Source organism: Mucilaginibacter sp. P2_A4, assembly GCF_056405015.1.
Window position 1 is genome coordinate 151,331 of sequence record NZ_JBFUCX010000005.1, and the last position, 24,760, is coordinate 176,090.

At 40.7% G+C, this 24,760-nt stretch carries 24 protein-coding genes; 12 read left to right on the top strand and 12 right to left on the bottom strand.

What is annotated here, in order from left to right:
• The first annotated feature begins 195 nt into the window (after positions 1-195).
• The 5 genes from AC1DYB_RS11735 (at position 196) to AC1DYB_RS11755 (ending at position 8,770) form a co-directional block, all read left to right on the top strand.
• Complete coding sequence (locus AC1DYB_RS11735) at positions 196-3,594, top strand: TonB-dependent receptor (RefSeq protein ID WP_477435070.1); 3,399 nt, start codon at positions 196-198, stop codon at positions 3,592-3,594.
• Between the two features lie 10 nt (positions 3,595-3,604).
• Entirely contained in the window at positions 3,605-5,236 is a 1,632-nt protein-coding gene (locus AC1DYB_RS11740) for a RagB/SusD family nutrient uptake outer membrane protein (protein ID WP_477435072.1), read from the top strand.
• A gap of 40 nt (positions 5,237-5,276) precedes the next feature.
• Positions 5,277-6,413 (top strand): SusE domain-containing protein, encoded by a 1,137-nt coding sequence (locus tag AC1DYB_RS11745; RefSeq protein ID WP_477435074.1) that lies wholly within the window; start codon positions 5,277-5,279, stop codon positions 6,411-6,413.
• Between the two features lie 59 nt (positions 6,414-6,472).
• Entirely contained in the window at positions 6,473-7,633 is a 1,161-nt protein-coding gene (locus AC1DYB_RS11750) for a glycoside hydrolase family 76 protein (RefSeq protein WP_477435076.1), read from the top strand.
• A 63-nt stretch (positions 7,634-7,696) separates the two neighbouring features.
• Positions 7,697-8,770, top strand: a complete 1,074-nt coding sequence (locus tag AC1DYB_RS11755; RefSeq protein ID WP_477435078.1) for a glycoside hydrolase family 76 protein — start codon at positions 7,697-7,699, stop codon at positions 8,768-8,770.
• Between the two features lie 73 nt (positions 8,771-8,843).
• On the opposite strand, the gene AC1DYB_RS11760 is transcribed toward AC1DYB_RS11755, so the two are convergent.
• From AC1DYB_RS11760 to AC1DYB_RS11770, 3 genes are read right to left on the bottom strand one after another with little or no spacing between them, the layout of a single operon-like run.
• Complete coding sequence (locus AC1DYB_RS11760) at positions 8,844-9,095, bottom strand: hypothetical protein (RefSeq protein WP_295711047.1); 252 nt, start codon at positions 9,093-9,095, stop codon at positions 8,844-8,846.
• Positions 9,092-9,556, bottom strand: a complete 465-nt coding sequence (locus tag AC1DYB_RS11765) for a lysozyme (RefSeq protein WP_477435080.1) — start codon at positions 9,554-9,556, stop codon at positions 9,092-9,094. The genes AC1DYB_RS11760 and AC1DYB_RS11765 overlap by 4 nt, the downstream gene beginning before the upstream one ends.
• On the bottom strand, positions 9,543-9,782 hold the full coding sequence (locus AC1DYB_RS11770) for a hypothetical protein (RefSeq protein ID WP_477435082.1): 240 nt from the start codon (positions 9,780-9,782) through the stop codon (positions 9,543-9,545). The genes AC1DYB_RS11765 and AC1DYB_RS11770 overlap by 14 nt, the downstream gene beginning before the upstream one ends.
• A gap of 263 nt (positions 9,783-10,045) precedes the next feature.
• On the opposite strand from AC1DYB_RS11770, the gene AC1DYB_RS11775 reads away from it, so the two are divergent.
• The gene (locus AC1DYB_RS11775; RefSeq protein WP_477435084.1) at positions 10,046-11,263 is read left to right on the top strand and encodes a DapH/DapD/GlmU-related protein; all 1,218 of its coding nucleotides are present in this window, start codon (positions 10,046-10,048) and stop codon (positions 11,261-11,263) included.
• Here AC1DYB_RS11775 and AC1DYB_RS11780 read toward each other — a convergent pair.
• From AC1DYB_RS11780 to AC1DYB_RS11815, 8 genes are all read right to left on the bottom strand, one after another.
• Positions 11,260-12,906, bottom strand: a complete 1,647-nt coding sequence (locus AC1DYB_RS11780) for a GDSL-type esterase/lipase family protein (RefSeq protein WP_477435086.1) — start codon at positions 12,904-12,906, stop codon at positions 11,260-11,262. The two genes, AC1DYB_RS11775 and AC1DYB_RS11780, sit on opposite strands and share 4 nt — an antisense overlap.
• Positions 12,906-13,838, bottom strand: a complete 933-nt coding sequence (locus AC1DYB_RS11785; RefSeq protein ID WP_477435088.1) for a hypothetical protein — start codon at positions 13,836-13,838, stop codon at positions 12,906-12,908. Before AC1DYB_RS11785 ends, AC1DYB_RS11780 begins: the two co-directional genes overlap by 1 nt.
• Positions 13,838-14,452, bottom strand: a complete 615-nt coding sequence (locus AC1DYB_RS11790) for a DUF6712 family protein (protein ID WP_477397396.1) — start codon at positions 14,450-14,452, stop codon at positions 13,838-13,840. Before AC1DYB_RS11790 ends, AC1DYB_RS11785 begins: the two co-directional genes overlap by 1 nt.
• A 114-nt stretch (positions 14,453-14,566) precedes the next feature.
• Positions 14,567-15,850 (bottom strand): hypothetical protein, encoded by a 1,284-nt coding sequence (locus tag AC1DYB_RS11795; RefSeq protein ID WP_477435090.1) that lies wholly within the window; start codon positions 15,848-15,850, stop codon positions 14,567-14,569.
• Positions 15,851-16,022: 172 nt separating this feature from the next.
• Positions 16,023-16,610, bottom strand: coding sequence for a hypothetical protein (locus AC1DYB_RS11800; protein WP_477435092.1), 588 nt, complete (start codon positions 16,608-16,610; stop codon positions 16,023-16,025).
• 164 nt (positions 16,611-16,774) lie between these two features.
• Complete coding sequence (locus AC1DYB_RS11805) at positions 16,775-17,731, bottom strand: hypothetical protein (RefSeq protein ID WP_477435094.1); 957 nt, start codon at positions 17,729-17,731, stop codon at positions 16,775-16,777.
• Complete coding sequence (locus AC1DYB_RS11810; RefSeq protein WP_477397388.1) at positions 17,709-18,044, bottom strand: hypothetical protein; 336 nt, start codon at positions 18,042-18,044, stop codon at positions 17,709-17,711. Before AC1DYB_RS11810 ends, AC1DYB_RS11805 begins: the two co-directional genes overlap by 23 nt.
• A gap of 45 nt (positions 18,045-18,089) precedes the next feature.
• On the bottom strand, positions 18,090-18,551 hold the full coding sequence (locus AC1DYB_RS11815) for a terminase small subunit (protein WP_477435096.1): 462 nt from the start codon (positions 18,549-18,551) through the stop codon (positions 18,090-18,092).
• A 353-nt stretch (positions 18,552-18,904) separates the two neighbouring features.
• Here AC1DYB_RS11815 and AC1DYB_RS11820 point away from each other — a divergent pair, with 353 nt between their 5' ends.
• From AC1DYB_RS11820 to AC1DYB_RS11845, 6 genes are all read left to right on the top strand, one after another.
• Positions 18,905-19,789, top strand: coding sequence for a slipin family protein (locus AC1DYB_RS11820; protein WP_295710997.1), 885 nt, complete (start codon positions 18,905-18,907; stop codon positions 19,787-19,789).
• Between the two features lie 114 nt (positions 19,790-19,903).
• Positions 19,904-20,407, top strand: a complete 504-nt coding sequence (locus tag AC1DYB_RS11825) for an antitoxin Xre/MbcA/ParS toxin-binding domain-containing protein (RefSeq protein WP_477435099.1) — start codon at positions 19,904-19,906, stop codon at positions 20,405-20,407.
• 140 nt (positions 20,408-20,547) lie between these two features.
• Positions 20,548-21,009: an RES family NAD+ phosphorylase gene (locus AC1DYB_RS11830; RefSeq protein ID WP_477397381.1), complete on the top strand. Its 462-nt coding sequence runs from the start codon at positions 20,548-20,550 to the stop codon at positions 21,007-21,009.
• Positions 21,010-21,088: 79 nt separating this feature from the next.
• A complete protein-coding gene (locus AC1DYB_RS11835; RefSeq protein WP_477397379.1) occupies positions 21,089-22,336 on the top strand; it encodes a BamA/TamA family outer membrane protein in 1,248 nt (415 codons plus the stop codon).
• A 281-nt stretch (positions 22,337-22,617) separates the two neighbouring features.
• Positions 22,618-23,211: a hypothetical protein gene (locus AC1DYB_RS11840; protein ID WP_477435101.1), complete on the top strand. Its 594-nt coding sequence runs from the start codon at positions 22,618-22,620 to the stop codon at positions 23,209-23,211.
• Between the two features lie 155 nt (positions 23,212-23,366).
• On the top strand, positions 23,367-23,669 hold the full coding sequence (locus tag AC1DYB_RS11845) for an RNA recognition motif domain-containing protein (RefSeq protein WP_295710988.1): 303 nt from the start codon (positions 23,367-23,369) through the stop codon (positions 23,667-23,669).
• 544 nt (positions 23,670-24,213) lie between these two features.
• Here the strand turns inward: AC1DYB_RS11845 and AC1DYB_RS11850 are convergent.
• Positions 24,214-24,615, bottom strand: coding sequence for a hypothetical protein (locus AC1DYB_RS11850; protein WP_477435103.1), 402 nt, complete (start codon positions 24,613-24,615; stop codon positions 24,214-24,216).
• Positions 24,616-24,760 lie beyond the last annotated feature (145 nt).

Genomic DNA, 24,760 nt, shown 5'->3' on the forward strand with positions numbered 1-24,760 from the left:
ATTTATAAAGTATATAATCAATTATTAACTAACCTAAATTAAAAAAGAATGATGACATAAATACATAAAAAAACCCTGATCAAAGGGATTTGAACAGGGCTGCTTAAAATGCCAGGTTAATAATAAGTGCAACGTTTCGAGGTCCAATTCAGAACAAAGCACTTTAATTTCAAACACTTTAATTATCTCAAATCTATGAATATATCTCTATTTTCAAATGGAGTAGTTCGTTATGTATTAATATTAATGAAATTTACCTCGCTCGCCTGCTTTGTTGTTTGCTTTATGTGCCTGTCGGCCGTTGCAAATGATTCATTTGGCCAGAAATTTTTAGAGGTATCGGTTACGCTAAAGTTTAAAAATGTAAAGCTTACTGATGCTCTTGATAAAATTTCGGCCGATAAACATATAAAATTTGCTTACGCGGATAATGTATTGAAGCCGGATTTCAGGGTGAGCTTGAATGCCAAAAATAAAAGCATCAAAGAGGTGCTTAATGAGGTCTTAACTCCATTTAACCTCAGCTACAAAATTATTGATGATGTAGTTGTTATTGATGAAAAAACCGAACCGGAAAGCAACCCCGGTGGTATACAGAATGCTCGGCCGGTTCCCATTAAAATAACGGGTAAGGTAACCGACGAAAGTAACCTGCCTTTCCCTGGTGTTGGTGTAAAAATAAAGGGAACCACAAACGGCACCATAACCAATATCGATGGAGTATTCACTTTGAATAATGTTGGCAGTGATGATATATTGGTATTCAGTTTTATAGGTTATACACCCAGGGAAGTGCCTGTAGATAATCAAACTACAATAAATATAAAGCTATCACCAGAGCGTACTTCCTTAAACGAAGTTGTTGTGGTTGGTTACGGTACACAAAAACGCGCTAATATCATTGGCGCAGTTGATCAAATCTCATCAAAAGCAATCGAGGGCAAGCCATCTATCAATTTAACCCAGGCTTTGCAGGGAACATCCCCCAATCTGATCATTCAGCAAAACAACTCCGAGCCAGGAGCCTATGCAAATATCAATATCCGTGGTGTAAGCACGTTAGGTAATAATAGCCCCCTGGTGGTAATTGACGGTATAACCGGAGGCGATATCAATTTGCTTAATCCGCAGGATATTGAAAGCGTATCCATACTGAAAGATGCGGGTAGTGCGGCCATTTACGGCTCGCGCTCTGCAAATGGTGTTATATTGGTTACTACTAAAAAAGGGAAGAAAAATTCAAATACGCAATTAACCTATAATGGGCAGGCCGGTGTGCAGGAACCTCATGTAGGTTATAAGCCGGTGCACAGTTATGAAAACGCCATCCTGAGGAACGAGGCTGTTGTGAACGCCGGTTTACAACCTATCTATAGCCCACAGGACATTCGCAATTTTCAGCAGCAGGGTGATAATCAATGGTTCCTGGATGCTATTTTGAAAAATGCTGTATTACAAAACCACAACCTGGCTTTAACTGGGGGGAATGCCACTTCATCGTACCTCGTATCGGCAGGGGTTACTGATCAGCGCAGCAATTTAGTAGGACCTGATTATGGTTTGCGTCGCTATAATTATCGTATTAATTTAAGTAGCGAGTATGGTAAGTTGAAGCTTACAAGTATTTTATCATATTCGCGCACCGAAATAAAGGAACACTCTTACAATACATCAACCTTAATAGTTGATGCCGGCAGAACACCCACTTATTACAAAATAAAAGATGACCAGGGCCGGTATTTGACCAATGATGTATTAACAGAGTTTAACCCACTGGGAATATTAGAAGCAGGTGGTTACCGCAAGCGGGACAACGATAATATTTTTGGCAATTTAAATGCCGAACTATCCGTAACTAAGGATTTTAAGTTGAAAGGTGTTTTTGGTGGTACGCTATTGGCAAATCACATGTTTGGGAGGGTAATAGAGGTTGATTATTTCCCTAAAGGAACTTATGGTGCAGATAGGAATACTGATGACGAGAATAATAAAAATCTATTCTTAAACACGCAGGTATTGGCACAGTATACCAAAACATTCAATAAATCGCATAATGTTGATGTACTGGTGGGCGTGGCCAATGAATCAACCACTAATCAAAGCAATTACCTGCATCTAAAATATACCGATCCTGAATTGGGTACGCCGGTAACGGGTACAATTATAGATCCATCATCATCAGCAACAAATAATAATACTACCGAAAGTAGTCTTAATTCTGTTTTTGGGCGCGCAACCTATAATTTTCAGAATAAAATTTATGGCGAGTTTGATTTCAGGATAGATGCTTCCTCAAAATTCAATACGCAAAACCGTAATGCTTTTTTCCCATCAGGATCTGTTGGTTACAGGCTTACCGAGGAAAACTTTATGCAGAACTATCGCGATAATTATGGCGATCTGAAATTAAGGGCGTCATACGGTATATTGGGCAACCAAAATGTTGGCGATTACCAATATCAGCGTACTTATGGGCCATTCCAGAATGCGTATGGATTTAATAACTCAGGTGTAGGTGGTACTGAGATCAAATTTGCCAATCCCGATATTCGTTGGGAGCGAGCTGCAACATTGAATATAGGTGTTGATGCCGGGTTCCTGAAAAATACATTGAATATTGCGGTTGATTATTTTAATAAAGAGACGAGAGATATTTTATTGCCACCAATAGTGCCTGGTGTTTATGGTGCCCAGGTACCTGATTATAACGCAGGTAAAGTTCAAAACCGCGGTTGGGAACTTACTGTAAATTACCGTTTATCCGGTAAAAACTTCAACCACTCTTTCTCCTTCAACGTAGCCGATACCAAAAACAAAGTATTATATCTTGAAGGTGGCGATCAGATAAAATCCTACGATGAATTGCAGTTGATTAATAAAGTTGGTTTGCCAATTGGCTCATATGTTGGGTTAAAACGCGATGGCTATTTCCAAAACCTGAATGATATTGTTAACGGGCCAAAACCTGCCGGTTTAACTGTTTCGCCGGGTGATAACCGTTACGTGGATGTTAATAAGGATGGCGTAATTGACGATAACGACAGGTTTGTTTTAGGTAACGGTTTCCCCCGTTTAACTTTTGGGTTTACCTATAATGTCACATACAAAAATTTCGATTTTAACCTGTTTATGCAGGGGGTAGGTAAACGCAGCATGTTTGTACGTGGCGAGCAGGTGGAACCATTCCACTTTAATTACTCCCAGGTGATCTATCAGCACCAGCTGGACTACTGGACTCCTCAAAATCCTGATGCCCGTTATCCGCGCCTTGCCGCGGCAGGCAGCCAGTCGAATACCAATAACTTCAGGCGGGGATCTGATATGTACATTTTTGACGGTTCATACCTGCGCGTTAAAAACGTGACTTTGGGATATTCATTACCCCAAAGTGTTGCCAAAGCAATAGGTATGCATAAGATTAGGGCTTATGTGTCAGGTCAAAATATTCTCACTTTCTCAGGTATGAAATTCCTTGACCCTGAATCAACTGAGCTTACTAGTAACGCCAATGTACCGCAAGGTGGCGGTGCTAATAGCGGCAGGTCTTACCCTACGCCGATATATTACGGGTTTGGTATTGATGTAACATTATAATTTATTATACATGAAGAAATTAAAAACATATAGAACCGTGTTTTTTATGGCCCTGGTAACTGTTATAGTTTCGGCCTGTAAAAAACTCGATCTGGCACCTGTAAATAAGTTTACCGATGCCAATTTCTGGACAACCACAGCAAAAGCGAGCAGCGTATTAAATACAGCCTATTCACAAATGTTCCGCAGTGATTATTTCTTTTATAACGAGGGAGCATCAGATAATGCTTACAATGGTAGGGGAGATGCCAATGGAGTAGCATCGCTTGCCGCAGGAACATATGACGCATCTCTTGGCCGCATAAAAGAGGAGTGGGGTTATCATTATACTGGCATAAAAACCTGTAATATATTCCTGGAGAATGTTGATAAGGTAACCGCTATGGATGCGGGACTTAAAAGCAGGATGAAAGCCGAGGCTCGGTTTATTCGTGCTTACCATTACTTTCAGTTGGCTACCTGGTTTGGTGATGTGCCTTTGTTTGATAAGGATATATCCATAAGCGATTCAAAGACGATTGCCCGCACACCAAAAGCGCAGGTAATTGATTTTGTGTTAAAAGAACTTGATGACGCTGCTGCTACACTACCTGTTAACACTGCATATGCCGCTGCGGATAGAGGGCGTATTACAAAGGGGGCCGCCATTGCACTAAAAGCAAGGGTATACCTTTACGATAGCCGTTGGCAGGATGTTGCAAATACCTGCGAAAAACTGATCAACGATAATACCAATGGTACTTACAGCCTGTTTCCATCATACGAGGGATTGTTTTTGCCAGAAAACGAGTATAACAGTGAAGTTATTTTTGACCTGGAGTTTGTACCACTTATTAAAACATACAGCCAGTTTTTTGACTTTGCACCATTGGCTGTTGGTGCCCGCTTAAATGCGCTTGCACCAACCCAAGAACTGGTTGATAGTTACCTGATGACCAATGGGAAAAAGATAGGGGATTCAGGATCTGGGTATAACGAAGACAATCCATACGTAAATCGCGATCCGAGGATGACCAATACGGTGGTTTACAATTTATATCGTTGGAAAAAGCCTGATAACTCGATACAGACAATCTATACCAAGCCGGGATCCGATCCTGGAACAGATAAATTGGATGAGTACGCACCAGGTAAAGTAAGCTCGCCAACAGGTTATTACATCCGCAAATATTACGACCCTACATCTGCCGTAAATTTCCAGTCGGGTTTAAATTTGATTCTGATCCGTTATGCCGATGTGCTGCTGATGTACGCCGAGGCTAAAAATGAACTTGGCCAGCTTGATGCCGGCGTATGGGATAAAACCATAAAACCAATCCGCTCACGGGCCGGATTTACTGATCCTGCTGCGCTCAACTTTAGTGGTGCTGCCCAGGCCGATTTACGCAACACCGTTCGTAATGAGCGTCGTGTTGAACTGGCAATGGAAGGACTGCGCATATTTGATATCCGCCGATGGAAAACCGCCGAAGTAGTATTGAATGGCTGGGCACATGGTGCAAGATTTGGTCCGCTGTCTGTAGATAACGGATACATAAGAGCCAACCTGCGCAGCTTTGATAAAAGCAAAGCTTATTTGTGGCCTGTTCCGCGCGATGAGCGAGCCGTTGATCCAAATCTTACGCAAAATCCGGGTTGGTAGTTCAATAATTATTTATAAAAACTTATAATCAATTAAGATCATGAAAAAAATTACTTTCTGCCTGATGGCGGGCATATTGGCACTAATAATTGTATCGGGTTGCAAAAAAGATAAAACCCTTCAACATACACAGGTATCGGCAGTAAATAACTTTTTTGCCCCGGCCGATAACAAATTCCTGAAACTTGAACCGGCTTCTGGTTCGGCATCATTTGAATGGGAGCAGGCACAAGCCGAAGATAACGGGCTTGTGATGTACGAAGTTGCTTTTGATAAAGCTGCGGGGGATTTTTCAAAGCCGATATACACCATGCCATCAGATGGTAATGGCTTGTATAATAAACTAACGATCTCATTTAAAGATCTGAACAAAATTGCGGACCTGGCAGGTATTCAACCACAAGAAACCGGTAAAATAAAATGGACGGTAATGTCGTCTAAAGGTATTAACGTTAAAAAAAGCAGCCTGTCGCGCACTATTGAGGTGCAGCGTGCCGCCGGGTTCAGCGAAATTCCTGCCGATCTGTATTTAACAGGAACGGCTACCGAAGGCGGGGACGACCTGAGCAAAGCAGTGCATTTAAAACAAACATCAACCGGTGTTTTTGAAGCATATACCTCTTTAAAGGCCGGAGTATACCATTTTGCAGAGCGCAATACAGGTACCCCTGCAACTTACTCAAATGACGGTGTTAAATTGTTAAAGGACGGCAGCACTACAGTTACAGGCGATACAAAAGTTGAGAAAATAGTGGTTGACTTCACAACCGCTTCAACATCAATGACACAAATAGTATCAGTAGGTTTATGGTTTGCTGCCGATAATAAAATCTGGTTTAATTTGCCATACGTTGGTAACAGTAGTTGGGAAATTGACAATGCATCCATAGTTTTCCACCAGGAATCATGGGGCAGAGATGAGCGGTACAAGTTTATGTATACCCTTAAAGATGCGGCCGGTGTAACTTCAACGCAGTATTATGGAAGCACCAATTCAGATAATAATGCAGCTACCTCAACCACCGCAGCTTCATATTATTTTATGGTGCCGGTTAACAATTCACAGTATGATTACTGCTTTAAATTTAATCACGCTGCCGATAATGGTAAAGCCGATATTAAGGTTATCTGGAGTGCGGATGTACCTGCGTATACCCATTTAGTTACCGTTAAGTAATAAATAAATTTATCAGTTGTGTGCCGGTAGTAATCGGCACACAATTTAAAACACAATTTATGAAGATCACAACTCACTATATAAAGAGCATGGCATGCGCGGCATTAATTCCGCTGATGCTTACCTCGTGTTTAAAGGATAAGCCTTTTCCCCTTTACCCCAATAAGCAAACTGCAACGGTTGATTATAAGTATGCCGCAACCGCCGATTCATTACAGGATAAAACATACAGTACCTATTTATCATCAAACGGGAACTATTTTGTACAGGATAACGCTGGGAACACCAACTATAACTACTGGCCCCAGGCGCATACTCTTGATGTTTTTACCGATGCTTATTTGAGAACCAAAAATGAGGTTTACAAACAACGGATGAAATCGTTACTTAACGGTACGCGCGTTACTAACGGTAATAAATATCAAAACGAATATTATGATGATATGGAATGGCTTGCCCTGGCAAGCCTCCGCGCTTACGAAGCCACAAATGATAACGACTACCTGGATGCGGCTAACACATTATGGACCGATATTAAAACCGGCCAAAACAATAACCAGGGTGGTGGCATAGCCTGGCGTAAATCGCAGCTGGATTATAAAAATACACCTGCCAATGCGCCGGCTGTCATATTTGCCTGCCGCCTTTATGCCTTAAAAAAGAACGACGCGGATCTTACTTTAGCCAAAAATATTTACACCTGGCTCAATGCTACTTTGGTTGATCCGGCAAGTGGTATCATCTGGGATGGTATAAATGGCAATCACGATGGGCTAATCAGCAAAAATAAATTTACCTATAACCAAGGTGTTTACATTGGCGCCGCGCTGGCGCTTTATAAGGTAACTAATAATGCCGATTACCTTGCCGATGCCGTACGTAATGCAACTGCTACTATTAATGATACTGATATATCTCCCGGTGGGTTACTAAAATCAGAAGGGCAGGGCGATGGCGGTTTGTTTAAAGGGATCCTGGTTAGGTACCTTACTTTATTAATTGAAGAACCCGCCGTTAGTACAGCTGATCGCGATGCTTATGTTAAATTTTTGAAATATAACGCGCAAACATTATATACCAAGGGCATTAGTCGCCCAGCGCTTTTTGTAAGTCCTGATTGGAAAAGTCTGCCGTCGGGAACTACCGACCTTACCACCCAATTAAGCGGTGTAATGATGATAGAAGCCGCAGCTGTTTTAAAAGCCGACGGTAAATTTTAAATTTGGAATATCTTCCGGGGTTTGCATCCTCCCGGAAGATATTTAACTGATCCTATACCTGCTATGAAAAACACCACACTAACTTTAATTATCTGCCTTTCCATTATTTTAAATGCTGGGGCCCAAACTGCTACCGATTACAAAAGCCGTATCGCCATCATCAGTAAAAATATCTATGATAAGTTTTACGACAAAAAAAGCGGCCTATATTTGGAAACAAATGATTCATTAGCCAATAGAGGAAATCATTCGTTTTTGTGGCCATTGTGCGCATTAGTGCAGGCCGCAAATGAAATGGAAGCAGGCCAACCCTCAAAAAATTATATAGCCCCGGTTATGAAGGCTATTGATCAGTATTATTCTGCTAAACCACCTGTGCCCGGTTACCAGGCTATGGTAACTAAAGAAAAAATTGATTCCCGTTTTTACGATGATAATGAATGGGTTGCTATCGCTTTAATGGATGCTTACGCCCGTAATCATAAAAAGGAATATCTTAATAAATCCGAAATGATATACCGTTTCCTGTTATCTGGTCATGATAACGTTGGCGGTGGCGGCTTTTATTGGGTTGAGGGAAACAAAAAGGGAAAGAACACCTGTTCAAATGGCCCGGCGGTATTGGTTGCCTTGCAATTATACCAGGCTACCCATAAAAAAGCTTACCTGGATACCGCAATTGTTACTTACAACTGGACAAAGCAACACTTGTTGTCGCCTAATGGAGTTTATTATGACGCCATAAGAGTGCCGTCTATGAGGGTTGACTCTGCTTATTATACTTATAATGCTGGGACGATGCTACAATCAGGAGTTATATTATATAACATAACCAAAGATAAAAAGTATCTTAACGATGCACATGGTGTAGCCAAAGCCGCCGAAAAGCATTTTTACAAAAATGGGAGATTACCCGGTAACTATTGGTTTAATGCAGTATTACTGCGAGGCTATATTGAACTGTATAAGGTTGATAAAAATAAGGCTCAGCTACAGTTTATGATTGATGATGCTAACCGCACCTGGGCCGAAGAAAAGGACGATCAAAACTTATTAGGTCCCAAAAAAGCAAAAGCGTTAATTGACCAGGCTGCTATGCTGGAGATATATTCAAGGCTGGATAACCTGAAGCTTTAAATTAGTTTGTGGGGAATAGGTTCATTTTCGACGAAAAATGGACCTATTTTAATTTTACCTCCATTTTGTTTTTTTAGGATTTTTTACTGTCTTTCAATTCTCTTACCTCCTGTTGTAATATAGTCACCTCGCCCTCAAGAACTTTCAGCCTTATTTCGTTGACACGATTTTGAGTTTCCTGGGTAGACCGAACATCTTTTATATCGCCCTTTAGCTGGAAATAAGTAGTCATAACAGATACAACAATACTTATTGTACTAATGATTGTTACCGTAATATTCTTAAGGGTAATGCCCCTTATTTCGTGTTGTTCAAGCGTTGTCATAGCTGTTTAAATAAGTTACTTTCCTTGTTTCGGCGTTTTGTTAAAGTATCATAAACTACTTTTTTACCGGTATGCGGATCTGTGATCTTATTCCAGGCAGAAAAGCAGTCAGCTGCAGCGGCATAATCTTTAACATTGAGCTTTTTTAATAAGGTAGATTGTTTTAATGCACCGGTGCCTTCATTGTAAGTAAAGGATACCAGCGCATCGAATTGATTTTGAGTAAGCGGCACCAGTACAAATTTGTTTACTGCGGTTTCGTACTGGCTAAGAGTGATGCTAAAAAGCTCATTTGCCTGTTTTTTGTCAATCGGCTTGTCGGTAGCCTTTACAGTATTACCATCAGCATAACTGGTAGATCCGTATCCAATTGTCCAAATACCGGCTACGTCTTTGTATGGGTGTAGTACTAAACCTTCAAACTCTTTAATCAGTTTAGCCCCGTTATTACTTAGTTTCATTGGAGCTTGTATTACCAGGTTCAGTTTGTTTTACCGCAAACTGGGCAACAGCGGCAACGGTAGTGCCAACCATAGCCATTACGGCTGTGATGGCTACGGGTATAATTCCAATTCCTGTTAATGAAATTGAAAGCGTTACCAATCCTGCACCTAAAATTTGTGCTTTCTTAAAAAATGAGGGCGTATCACTGGTGATACGTTGCCATAACGTGTATTTTTTTTCCATGATTTTTATTTTTTTAGCGGTATGAGCCTGGGGGATGGGCTATACCTTGTTTTGGTGATTTTTGATGTTTGGGGGCGGGTGTATAAAAAGAAGTTACATATACGCAAGGCTATACGGTGGTTGTTCTCTTTGGCTGTAATCACATAAAGTTATTGAAATGATTATAAGTAAGTAATATTAGTCCTATGTAGTCATAGAGATCAATTAGCGGTATATTATACGCTTTGTTTATATTTGGTCAGTTACAATAACAATTGATTTTTATGCTAAAAGAATTTTTGAAAAAAACTTTTTTTTACTACCTGTGGAATAAATACCGAATGAAAACCAGTAAAAATTCAAAAACACCTAGCACAGACTTTCTTATCGAAGAATGGGTCAAAAATGGTCGGCCAGTACCGCCACCACCACCCGTAAAACAGTCTACTATAAAAGACTACGCGAGGCTTCATGGAACGACCATTTTTGTTGAAACAGGTACATTTTTAGGCGACACGACTACCGCCTGCTTAGATAGTTTTGAACGCTTAATAACCATTGAACTTGACGAACAACTTTTTAACAATGCGATAGCTAAATTTAGCCAGCACAAAAAGGTATCTGTCTATCGGGGAGATAGCGGAAATGTGTTAGCAGAGGTATTAACGGGTATTTCAAAGCCTACATTATTCTGGTTAGATGGGCATTATTCAGAGGGCTTCACCGCTAAAGGTAGTCTCAATACCCCTCTCTTAAACGAACTTAAACATATTTTTGCGCATCCAATAAAAAACCATACAATATTAATAGATGACGCAAGGTGCTTTACAGGTGAGGATGACTATCCTACTGTCGATTATCTTAGAAAATTCGTACACAAACATGATGAAAATTTGATATTTTCTGTTGACGATGATATAATACGCATTCATTCAAATATGTCGTCTGATTTACACCATATCGGTAACAGTATTTACTCATCAACTGTTCGACCGGAAAGTTTATTAGGTCATCATATAGAAGTACGAGAGGGTACTTCTATAGATCAATTTAGCAAAATAGGAAGCTACGTATACATTGGGAATCGGTGCGTTGTAACTAAGGCAAATATTGGCCGGTATTGTAGTATAGCTGATAATGTAACGATTGGGCCAGGTGAGCATAATTTAAACGCCTTTTCAACGAGCGCAATCTTCTACGAAGATATACTACATGAGTTAACAAAAGGGGCTTGTGAGATCGGAAATGATGTTTGGATAGGTGTTGATAGTATCATCAAAAGAGGTGTAAAAATTGGCAATGGTGCGATAATCGGAGCAAATTCCGTGGTTACAAAAGATGTCCCGCCCTTTGCGATAGTCGTTGGTAGTCCTGCTAGAATTTTAAGGTTTAGATTTGACCAAAGTCAAACAGATAAACTAACGACCTCAAACTGGTGGAATCTTGACGCGGATTTAGCCGGAAAGCTACTTAAAGACTTAGGAAGAGGTGTTTTTAATTAAACAGCCCTTCCTAATGCAGTTTGAAATGCTTGAACTATCGTATAATGTGCTGCCTCTTCATCTGCTGTTAACCCCAGCCCGATTGCCGCATAAGCACAATTACGACTTGATGGGTAGTTTGGCGATCCGGCATTATTAGCTGCACCTATGTATAGGTTGTTAGCTACTGGAAAACCAACCGCCGATAATGTATCTCGGACTAGAACACCGTTTTTGTAAAGGCTTCTTTGAGTAGGTGAATTTCTTGATACTGTAAACAACCCAGTTGCTGTATATGTTTCAGGCGTTCCTCCACCATCGGAATCACTCACACTACTGTAACTATTACTACCTAATTTTATACCTAACCAATTAGTGCGTAAAGCATATAAACCAATATCAATACCTTCGCTTGCTGGTGTTGCTGTTCTTGAGTAATAATGTAGTGATGCATTTTCACCAATAAACAAAGCAATACTATGTTTGTAATTAGTATCTGCGTATGAGCCAGAAACCCAGGTGACCCCATTGGCGTCGTGTGTTGGTACACCATTAAATAACTGTCTGTAAGCTGCATCCGTATCAAGCGGATTTCTTAAGTTTAACTTATGGGCTACTGGTGTACCACCTACATAAGGATATATTACAGGGATTTTGTGCCATAATTTGGCAGCTACCATTGAACTTACAAAAGTGTTTATCGCTGAAATCTGTGTACTATCGGTAATTCCGGCTGCTGCAATAAAGTTGGCAGCGTAGTCAACCGGGACAAACGGAATGGGGGCGGTTGCATTTAGTGTGGTAATTGTAGATGCAACAGCAATAGCCAGCATATCGGCACCCGCATCAGCAAGGTGAACTCCATACAAACCATCAGTATCCGGCCTCGCAAAATATGTACCGTTATCAGGTGCATCGTCAGCAAAAATTTCCGGTGAACCACTTAGGTCAACAACTGCATCGGCAAAGTTGCTATAATTAGCATTTAACCATGTATTAAAATTGTTCCGTCTGGTAATGTTGATATAGCTTACAGATGCTGCATAGCTATCCTTTCTACTCAAAACGGGGACAATAATAACCTTAACCCCTGCTGCTTTTATAGGTGTGCAATAATCTGCTAACGCTGTTCTGAAAGCAACATCAGTATCTAAAACAAGATCATTGGCACCCCAAAAAACAATACAATAAGTATCTGTATAATTTTCTCTGTCAACAATTGAAACAGTGGTTGCCTGATCGTGTGAGGCTCCGAAAATTGCAGTTTCACCAGGATATCCGCCATAAAATGGTGTTACGTCGATACCTGTTAATTTACTTATCGTTTTAACAGGATACGAATTAGGACCGAAATACACGCCGGTTGCAGATGTTCCCGTTCCTGTTGTACCTATACCACAAGTAAGGCTATCACCCCTAAAAATAATTTGATAATTACGGATTGCTGGGGTACTAAATGCAACGGTATTTAATAGTGCAGAACTTTCCGGGTTAATTCCCAATGATTTTACGCGTACTTTTAAGCCGCCAATAGGGATAGCCACATTTAAACCGTTGTGGATAGTGTATGTACCATCGCCGTGGTTGGTGCTATTGGCTGTTGTACAGTCTATCCATGCGCCGCCGTTTATTTGGTATTCGTGATCTGTTAATGGTCGTTTCATTATGCTTCACCTCCTGTATAAGTAAATGTATTCGCAACATCATCCACTACGCCACTTGTAGGCGGTTCAGGAGTTACTGCGTTTGGTAATTTATATCTCAACTCCCCCTCCGCCGTTTTGTAAAGCGTATATGCAGCTATACCTCCTGCGAGGGCTGCCGCTTCGTCGGCGTACGTGGGCGCGGCCTGGATGTATGCTGTCATATTGAAGCTACTACCGGCCAGTTCATTTATCTGGGATTGCAGATTATTGTCGGCCGAGGTTCTTAAACTGGCTTCGTTTGCAATGGCTTCCTCATCCGTGTTATCCAGCGAGAATCCGACCGGCCATACGCCGGCTATTTTCGGCCCAAAAAAGTAATAGGTGGATGTATTAATGTAATAATCCCCATCGGTACCTGTATATAAATTTGATGGGTTGCCTGCGCCGCTTAGGATGGTTTTTCCATTAATACCGGCCGGACCTGTTACGCCTGGTGGCCCTGTTGCGCCCGCCGGTCCTGTTTGCATCGAGAAGGCCTGGCTCCATACACCTGCCGATTTTTTGTAGAAAATGCCACTTAATGTGTTGATGTAAGTATCATTGTTTTTTCCTGTAATCGAACCTGGATTGGCAGTGCCATACAAAACTGTTCCGTCTGAAGCGTTCCCTTGGGGGAAAGTGTAAACTACTGTCCAAACGGCGGAGATTTTTTGTGCTATAGAACCGGCAGCTGTATTGATAAAAACGTCGCCATTTTTACCCGATATGTTCTGGGGAAGGGTAGCTCCAAAGGAAATACTGGCACCCACGGGTAATTCCGACCCGATAAACTGTAGCAGTGTGCTAAAAGCAAATTGATAATCGGTGCCACTTTTTACCAGGATGGAATTGTCGGTTGCGCTGATTAGGGATGCTACAGGTAAATCGCTTATTTTTTTATCTGTCGCCATCAGTTTAAAAATTCGGTTATGGTTAAATTGTAATTATTGTAGCTGCCAGGATAATTGAAGTCTGTTTTATCAATTCCCCTGATGCGCGGACCCGCCTGCCTGCTGCTTTTGTTTTTGGCATTATATCGCCACAGCGGAAAATCCTCTTTATTATCCCACAGAAACTTTTCAACGTCGTTTGCATAGGCGTTGGCTACGCTTCGTTGTTGTTGCACCAATTTTACAATTTCGGGAGATGAAAGCGGATCGCCATTTTCATGGCGTTTAATCACCGGGCCGGTAGCTGTGTAATGTACCGCGTCGTTTTCAATAAAGCGGGCAAAAGTGAAGTAAACCATGGTTGGCGCCAGGCCTTCATACAGCACAATATGTCCGTATTGGTCCAGGTATTCGGTGCCGTTTATCAAATCTTTATAGGCTTGCGGTGCATCGTCTTTTAAGGTGCCATCATCATTAAAATGGGATAAAATATCGTAATACAACGAATGGCCTAAAAATGGTTTCAGATCAAGTTCCTGTGCTTTTTTAATAAATACCTTCAGGCGTTCGGGTTTAATGTTTATAGCAATATCCTCAAATTGCTGAAATGTAGTTTGGTTAATGAGATAGATCATAGCGTGATTTCTTAGCCCCCTCTAAATCTCCCCCAGTAGGGGAGACTTTTGGATGGCGGGTAATTGAAAAGTTTTTAAGCGTTCCTTTTGGGGAGGGTTTAGGGGAGCTGGCCTTTAGCTACACATTGCTTCTGCCTCTGCCTGTTTAAAGCCGTAGGCGTAAATCAGGGTGGCTATTTTGTTTTTCAACGGAATGGCCGAAGCAAGCAGTTCGTTGATGCTCTTGCCCGCTTTTATACCTGCATTATCGTCGGCAGCTATGGCTGGCACGGTTACAATATTCCAATTCGCAGATGGGTTAACAGTGGTATAAAAGTGACTAAATATTTCGGCCAGGGTTTCAGAAAGCTCCAATCTGTCGGGGGCCGTATTGTCATTAAACTCAATGATTGCCTGTTTCTTTTCGCCGCCATTGCTTAAGCCAGATGATTTTTCGGCATTGATGAGTTCCTTTGGTACCGAAAACCCTTTGATGATGCGCGCCTCGACGGATCTTTCTGTTGTTTCAAATAATTTATCGTTGTTTTGAATAGGGTAGGCTTTAAATTCCGGCTTGGAGTTTTCGTCCTCGTACTCAATTACAATAATTTTTTGAGCGCTTTTGGCTCCCTGGAAAGCCCCAAGATCTTTCTCCAATTGCGATGGTGTATTTACACCGGCAAATTCATCCGCTTCGGGCCTGCTATTGTCAGCTTCTTCGCGGCGGGCCTGCATAAACAACATGGTTGATGGTAAAAAGCCAGTGGTTACTTCCCGGTTATTAAATATTTTAATGCCCGCTTCTGTTTCAAAGTCTTCCCAAACAGAATCTGCTTCAATTAAAGGGTAGTCGTCAACTTCGGGATTAAAGTATAATAACTGGCCCTTGTATTGATCCCATCCGCCGGCGTCGGTAGCCTGTTGCTGAATTACTGCAGAATCAGGATTGTATTTATCCAAAAAAGTGATCTTGCTGCGCATAATATTCTTCCAGGTTTTGCGCCCCCAGTCGTTATAAACCGCAAATTTATCAGCTGTACCCGGGCAGTCGGTATCTCCCATCCGGATGTCTTCAAACTTTACGTAGTTAACAGATGCTATTTTAAAATTGGCATTATAGTTTACGTGGATACCAAAACCGGTGAACAGCGCCTTATCGGTAGCCAAAGCTTTTAATAGCCTTGCTAAGGTTAAACCTTTGGCATTTATCACTTGCTTACCCAGGTCTTGTGCCTCGAAACCGTTACCTGCAATGAATTTTGCTCGCTTGTTCCAGCAATCTTTTGCGGTGGGCGAGCCGGCCACCAATTCCAGCATGCGTTGCGGGTAAGCGTTATCGAGATCGTAATTAAGGATGCCGTATGTTTGGTTGGGCCTTACCAATATTCTTCGCTCAATTTGGGGAAGGTAGGTTTTCATGTTAATTATTGGATTATTGAGTTATTGAATTATTGATTGATAAGACTTTTTAATTATTGAATTATTGAGTTAATGAATTATTGAATTAAGAGGGTTAGGTTTTGAATTGAGTTATTGAATTAATAACAAGTGATTCAATAATGCAGTCAATCAATAATTCAATAATTATTCATTACGCCGCTACCAGTGCCTCAATGGCGGTAATGGTACTGGTATATGTTGCCGGGCCAGATTCGGCCGAAATAGAGATAGCACGTGGAGGGTAAGGCTCTTTTAGCTTATCGGGGTTGGTTAATTTTAGTTTGTAACCACCATCCAATGTTTCATCAGCGGCATTGCGTTCTGCATCGGTAAGGATCAATCCGTTTACGGCGCCAAATAGTTCAATTGCCGAGTCGCTTGATTTGTAGTTGTTAACCGCTATTGCACGTAACCTGCCATAGCCCATCGCCATTAGCTGCGCTTTAACATCAACAGATAATCCAGCTATATTAAAGTCGATCTCTTCAGTAAAGCGTGGTCCAACCTGCGTTTTAGCCAGTTTAGACATGGTATTGAAACTATTATTGGTGCCTTCAAATTTATAGATCTTAGCACTGCCTACAGCCGCTAAACCGGTTATGATCAGTGGATTGGTAACATCATAGGTTAATGTGATATCATCCTGGTTAAAAATGTAGATCACATCTTCGATCCCCGATGTTACAGGCTCATCTGTACCCAGTTTAAAGCCCGCGTTTATTTTATTGTAAATTGACATGAATTAATTAGTGATTTGGTGAATTATTGAATGAGTGATTTTTAGTATCAAGTAGTTAGTATCAAGTATCAAGAGGGGGTGGTTTATTGGCAAGAGTTACTCATCAGATTACCAGATAATAAAATCTTGCTACTTGATACTAATTACCTGCTACTGCGAAGCGCTTAGGCGCTTAAGTAAAACAGTTCGTTGGCAAATTTGAAGTTCACGGCTGCTTTCATGCGGGCTTTCATGCGTACTACGTTATCGTTGGTATAAGGCTTCATGTAAACTGTGGATAGTTCAGAAGCATCACCTAATAAATCGACCCCTAAGAACAGGTTTGATGAGCGTGCACCAAGAATGGTGTTAGCCTGCCAGTGGTTCATGATCTGCAAGGGGATACCCAGGTAATCCATCTTTTTCATGTCGGTAAAGGCGTTGATAACGTTCAGTGCTTTATTAGCCTGTGCCTGTGCATAAGCATAACCCACATGTAACGGAATCTGCAGGTTAAAATCTTCCTGGATACGGTCGGCTGGATCAAGCTGGGCATAAACGCTGCCCAATACCTGCAACACATTGCTTACGTTAATGTAGCTGATGGTTGAGGCTGTTGATGTACCTGTAAAAGTAGCAGGTCTACGGCTGTTAACCTCGTTATAATTACGCACCAGTTTAAACGACGTGGAGCTCAGCACCTGGATAAAGTATGATTGACCCTGTACATCAATGCCCGGCGTGCTATTGGTTGTATCTTTGCTTGTGCCGGTTACTGCGGTCACCGTTACCACATCGCCATCAGCTAAGGTAGAGGTGTCTGATACTGTTACCACACCCGAAGCATTAATAGCGGTAGCGCTCATAGATGTTGTTGGTTTGCCTAAACCTACCTTGTATACACCCGATGCTGCTGCGATAGTTGGCAATAAACCAGGGAATGCGGCGCTGAATGTAGCCTCTTTGGTTGAGCCTTTACCCAACCAGTACAAACGCTCGTTGGCTACCTGTATCTTGGTTAAATAACGCTGAACCATAAAATCAGATAGGTCTACAATGCCTTCGTAATCCATAAACGCGCCTGGTTTAAGGGATTGTGCTTCCCAGCTTTGAGCCAGCTTATCCCATTGTTCCTGTACCATTATGAAACTCAAAAATGCGATCGGTTTTATTATAATTTTTTACAGCAGATTTTAATGCGGTAGAATTATTGTAAATGCTGAGTGCATCGCGCAGGGCACCAGCTTTTAGGTTTGGAATATCCTGGCCTACTATGGTAATTACAAGCTTGGCGGTTTGGCAAGCCAGGCAAAGCAGCACCTGGGTAATGGCGTAGGTTTTTCCAGAACTTGTGCCGCCCTGGTTTACCGTTATATGTGTTTCTGTGTGGTAGTTTTGCCCAAAGAGTATCGAAACTTCAAATTTTGGTGCATCAGGTATCAGGTCATTAGTCATCCTTTTGGTAATTAGGCATTAATAGAGGAGATAGGGGAGAGGTTGTTAAATTTTGACCTCTTTTTCGTTTCGGGCTGTATCTGGGCCTGTATTGGTTATTTCAACTTTAAGGGTGTTATTACTTTTATCGGGTGGTGAATTTGGTTCTGATTTATCATTCCAACCCATGCTTTTCAAAGCAAATATGGCCCCGGTAGGTTTTTCAAAAAGTTTAGCTTCATAGGAGGCTTCAATGCGCAGCCTGCCACGTTTAAGTAATTTTGGGTGTTTGCCATTCTGTTCATAATCTTCAAATTCCTGCATACTATTGAATCCCAGAAATAGGGCCAGTCCGCAAAAAGTTGGTGGCGCAGGTTCCCGGTCCCAAACTTTGTTTTCGGTTTGTTCTTTTTTATCAGTTGCAGGTTTTTGTTCAAGATGATATTCACCCTCGATGTATAAAAAATATTCGTCGATGAGTCTCGCCAGCTCGCTGGCTGTTTTAAAGGTGTAGGAATAGGTTTTCATTATGTTTAAAATGCCGATTGGCATAAAGTAGAATCAAAAGTAGGGAATATATTTGATATATGCTAATTTTTTTGGTAAAATATGCGCGCTAATTGTTAATGGTCAGCACCATGCTACTCCGTAAAACAGTTAGCTGGTTTGAACCATTGCAGGTTAAAGAATTTAGAGTGCATCAAAACAAGCTGATGCTTTCAGTATGAATTTCATCCTGAAAGGTACAAAGATCCTTCGATTGCAAAATGTGTGAATACCATTACTAATCAGTTACATAATTTGATTATCTTTAATATACAATATATTAACCAATTAGGAGGTGGTTTGATATGAGAAATCAAAATTCGTTTCCTGTAATCATGTTTTTTCTAATTTTGGGTCTTGGTATTGTATGGGCAAGGATGGCATATGATGCTTCGAGTGCCGCAACAAGCACCATCATTATGGTAAGCGCCTTTGTGGTTGCTTTGCTAATTTCTCTTGCTATCAAGATTGCTAATCCCTGGGAAAGGGGTGTGGTTTTACGCCTGGGGCGTTTTCAATCGCTCAGGGGGCCAGGGCTGTTTTTCATTATCCCCATTCTGGATACCATACCCTACTGGATTGATACCCGGGTAATCACGACATCGTTTAAGGCTGAAAAAACACTTACCAAAGACACGGTACCGGTTGATGTGGTTGCCGTATTATTTTGGAAGGTGCTTGACCCCAAAAAAGCTGCCCTCGAAGTTGCGGACTATATGGGGGCAATTAGTTGGGCCTCGCAAACTGCATTGCGCGATGTTATCGGAAAGACCATGTTATCGGACATGCTTGAAGGACGGGAGAAAATTAGTGGCATACTGCAAAAGATTATTGATGAACGTACAGAGCCATGGGGTATCAATGTAAACTCTGTGGAGATCAAAGACGTTTTGATCCCCGGCGCACTGGAGAACGCCATGTCTATGCAGGCACAGGCAGAAAGAGAACGGCAGGCCAGGGTAATTTTGGGAGACTCTGAGAAACAGGTAGCCGAAAAATTTGGAGAAGCAGCCCTAACTTACGCAGACAACCCGGTGGCATTACATTTAAGGGCAATGAACATGCTTTACGAAGGTTTGAAACAAAACTCTACTATTGTAATTGTACCCAGTTCGGCAATTGATACGATGCAACTTGGCAGTATGGCAGGATTAACGGCACTGACTATGGGTATTGGCCAGGAAAAAGCAAACAAAGATAAGACTGCCGGTAAAAAATAAAAGGCAGTTGGCTAACAACGATTTAATATTCGGTATGATTAGTCATGCAGGCGAAGATCTATGATGAATTTAGTAATTATTTTCTTTTTAAAAAGAAAATAATTACATTTGTGTATGAGCAAATCAATTAAAAGGCAGGCAGTAGCAACCGTGGCAGGGCAAACTGCTTCAAGGGCGTATGTGGTTCATGAAAATGCATCAACATTTATTGTGAATAATCTTTTGGTACCTTATGAAACTTATTTTAAATCGCCGCTGGCTAAGTTGGGGGCTATAAAGCAGGGATTGCGTTCTGCCGCTATTACCGATTTAATACAAGTTACCGGAGCTACCCAAATTGATATTGCCAAATGGCTTGATATTACCGAACCAACACTGCGTAAACATATCCAAAGTTCGCGCGAGTTAAACCAGGGGCTTAGTGAGCACATTATTCAGCTTTTTGAACTTTTTGATAAAGGGTTGGATACCTTTGGCTCTCTGGATGAGTTTAAAAGCTGGCTTAAGCACTATAATCCCGGCATTGATGCCATCCCCTTTGATTTGCTTGATACCCTTACCGGCATCAGTATTGTATTAACTCAGCTTATTCGTATCGATTACGGAGTTTTGGCTTAATAATGGAGAGTGGTTGATTGTGTGAGTGGAGAGTGGTTTAATTGCTCGCCCATTTTTAGCACTATCATAACTTGCAAACCAACTAAAGCGAAAATTAATAAAAATCACAAATTCAACCAATCACTAAATCACTAATTAATTTGCGCGTTTACCGTATCAGTCAAACCAAGTATAGTCATGACCGCAAGGGATCCGGAATAGATGGCCGATGGAATTCGCTTGGGCAATATGTAATTTATACGGGCGGATCCCTGGCGCTTTCCTGTCTCGAAAAACTGGTACATTCAGTGGGAACATCTTTATATAGTGGTAATTTTTCGGTTGTAATTATCGAAATTCCAGGTAATCTGCCAATTACCGAAATTACTACGAAGCAACTTATAAAACTTGACGCAAACTGGCATAAGGTAATCAATTACCCCATTACCCAGCAGCTGGGTGATAATTGGCTTGCCAAAATGGAAACCGCGGTTTTAAAAGTGCCATCGGCCATTATCGACCTGGAGTATAATTACCTGCTTAACCCGGCACATCCTGATTTTGATAAGATAAAAATTATCGATGTGAATGTTTTCTCTTTCGATCCACGACTAAAAGCTTAATATGATTGTGGAAGAATTTAATGGAATAATTATTTATAATTGCAATTTTAAACCAATCCTTCGCAAATTGCTCATTATAATGCCCGGCAAAAAAGTACTTCTTTTATGTTTTGTTTTTTCATTGTTCTGCTACACAAAGCTATCCGCGCAAGAAAAAAAATATATTCCTATTGGTCGTTCAAAACTGAAGGATACTGTTATTGCCGCCCCTGCCGATACTGCTTATGAAAAAGATATATTTGATGTTATAAAGGCGGCTTTTGTTAAAGCAGATAAACCGGCCAAGGTTGATTCAATAAGCACAAAACCTGTATTATCAATTTTGCCGGCTGTTGGTTATACCTTGCAAACATCATTGGCCGCAACTATTTCGGGTAATATTGCTTTCCGTACCGGCCCTAAAGCGCGGATATCTACTATCACCATAAATCCTGCTTATACTCAAAAAAAACAGGTAATCATTCCCCTGCAATCCAATATTTATACAAAGGATAATCAATACACTTTTATAGGCGATTTTAGATTTTACAAATACCCTCAAAGTACCTTTGGCCTGGGCTCCAATTCAAATATAGCTAATGAAAACCCGTTGGATTATTCCTTTTTTAGGTTTAATGAAACCGTATTGAAACATGTAGGAGGAGATTTTTTTGCTGGCCTGGGATATATTTTTGATGATCGCTGGAACATGGGCGAGAAAGGACAGTTAAATGGCGGCGTATCTGATTATGAAAGATATGGGCCTGTATCACGCGCCATATCCACAGGAGTAACCTTTAACACCTTGTTTGATAGTCGTGATAATTCTATCAATCCTTCGCGCGGGTTTTATGCATCGGCGCAGTACCGGGACAACTTTACCTTTTTAGGCAGCACTGCACCATGGCGATCATTAATTATTGATGTGCGTAAGTATTACCGGTTGCCCGGAAACTCTGATAATATAATTGCCTTTTGGTCATACAATTGGCTGGTACTAAACGGCAGGCCTGCCTATCTTGATTTGCCCGCGACGGGGCATGACCCAAGTTTTACCACCGGCAGGGGGTATATACAGGGAAGATTTAGAGGGGCGCAAATGGTATACCTTGAAAGCGAATATCGTTTTAAAATAACAAGGAATGGATTATTGGGCGGTGTGTTGTTTGTGAACGGGCAGTCGTTTTCGGCTGCGCCGGGTACACGTTTAGAAGCCATACAGCCAGCCTTCGGCCCGGGCTTGCGCGTTAAACTTAATAAAGTATCAAAAACCAATATAGCCATAGATTATGGTTTTGGCAGGGAGGGCTCGAGAGGGTTGTTTATTAATGTGGGTGAGGTGTTTTAATCCCTTTTTGCCTGCTTTTCTCAAAAAACTACAATTTTTAAATAATGCCTTCCTGGTACCTGTTAGCTTCGCAATAACATGGGTTTTTATCCAATCACTAAATAAGCTTTCTTAGCTTTTGTATATCGATTGATTGCGTTTGTTTTTTGAAAATATACTGCGCAATAATCTTTTTGCAGAATTTGTCGCCAAGGGGTTAAAAAGTGTTAAATATTTATTAAATTTATTGCATAGATAAACTTTCAGGGTTTTTATTATTAGCTTTAACCATCAATTTACCTATGGGCAATAAAAGGTTTACTAATTGGTTCATTTTATGTGTTTTACTCATTTCGGTGATGGCTTCGTCATGCCAGAAAGATGAGGGAGTAAAAGACATGGGAACCATTAAGCCCGTTGCAGCTATTGATAGCGCATCATTAGGTATTATAAATACTCCAGGTAATTTTTTGGCAGGGAAAGGTATACTAAAAATAACCATTGAAGACTCAACCTATACTTTTGATGCTTCAATAGATTCTATAGCGTTTATTAACGTACATAATGGTGATAATAAGTACTTTGGCATTACTGCCATTAATAAGGCACACACCATGAGTTTTGGAATAAGCTCTGAGGGTTTTGCATCGGCAAATGTTAACAGTAAAGTAGCCGGAAGCCAATTTCTTTTTACGGTTGATGAAAAAAAACCTTTGTTACAATATACGTTAACCCAATTTGTTGGGAAAGACGATTCCGGGAAAATTACTTTGGATAAATACAACAAGGATAATATGATAGCCAAAGGCACTTTCTTTACTTTTTTGGCTAAAGATGATAAAGAAAATTCTCCGTTTTATAGGGTTGAAGGTAGTTTTGAACTACAGCTTAAATAAAAAAACGTTTTTAAATCAATAGGAGAGCTATTTTATAAGCTAAAAGTGATTGGGTAATTTCAAGGTAAAAAAGCCGTTGCAACCTGCCTATTTACTTCAATAACTACTAAATACCCTCAATTTTTTGTACCTTTATACAAATTTTAAAGACATTGATGAAAGTATTTATTGCAGGGCTTCCTTTAGAAGTAGATGAGGCCGAATTAACAGCTGTTTTTGGTGACTTTGGGCCGGTTAAATCGCTCAGAATCATTAAAGATCGCGAAACAAAAGAGAGTAAGGGTTTTGGGTTTGTGGAAATGGTGAACGATAACGAAGCGAAGGAAGCGATCAGGTGTATGAACGGTGCAAGTTATTACGGACGCAGGATAACGGTTAATGTAGCCGAAGATAAAGGTCCTGGATTTAACGGCGGTGGCAACAGCGGCGGTGGTAAAGGTGGTTTCAGACGTAACTAACAACATAAAAAAATTATTCTTTTAAGTATAAGCCGGCACTGCCCGGCTTTTTTTATGCTTAAAAATTGGATTGAGTAGGTTCAGGTTGAGGTCTTGGAGTATAGGTTTCTAAGCATAGATTTTAGCTAACCGGAAAAAAAAGAAAGTAGTATCTCTAATGCGTTTGCCAATGGTTATCAAATGTATTGCCTTAGGAACACTTACGTCAAACGAGGGGGTATAAGGATACCTGGAACATTCCGTCACTGGCAAATTATTCCGACTGTTATAGTAAGTATAATTAATCGGTGCAGAGCAATTGTATTTATCTGTAGATTACACAAAGCCATAGAATGGTACATATAATACTAGCCTGATACCTTCGGGCGCGTATTATTATGTAATAGATTTTAAAAAAGGAAGGCCCAAATTATGGGGATACGTGGTTGTTTTAAAATAGCTTTAATTTTAGTAATAGCACAAGCTGAGTAGGATTCTGTCCGTTATAAAAGAGGCCATTATATTTAATATAAAATGGCATTATTGGTGATTTGGGAGCTTAATCTTAACAAACCTGGGCAAGGTCTGAGGCATTAAATTTACTTAGTAAACAGTCAAGTTCCTCATTGAGTTTATTTAACTGGATTTCGCCGCTTTTAAATGCAGTGATTAGCCCGGCCAGTTCATGGTCAACGTTTAAGCGCTGCAGTCTTTCTAAAGTATTAATTTTATACTCGGCTGCGGTGAGCAGGTAAAGTTGCCGTACATCATCAGTATACATTTTGTTGCTTACCTTGTTCTCTTGTTGTTTATTAAACAAAACCAAAATAATAGCTGCAATAATTGCGGCTATTACAAGCGTCATTGCAGGGTCCATTTTATTCCTTTCTTTGGGTTTATAATCTTGTTTATTACAGTTGCTGAGATATTCGCTGCCGTAACTTTCGGTTAAACTAAATATAAGCATATTGTAGTTAAAACCTTGATTTATTGTGGATAAAATGACACTATGTTAATAATTAACAGGCAGCAACGGGGGAGTAGATTGTTTGCAGGGACTATTAATAACTAAAACAATGGTTTTTAATTCAAATTTAACCTGTGGTTAATGA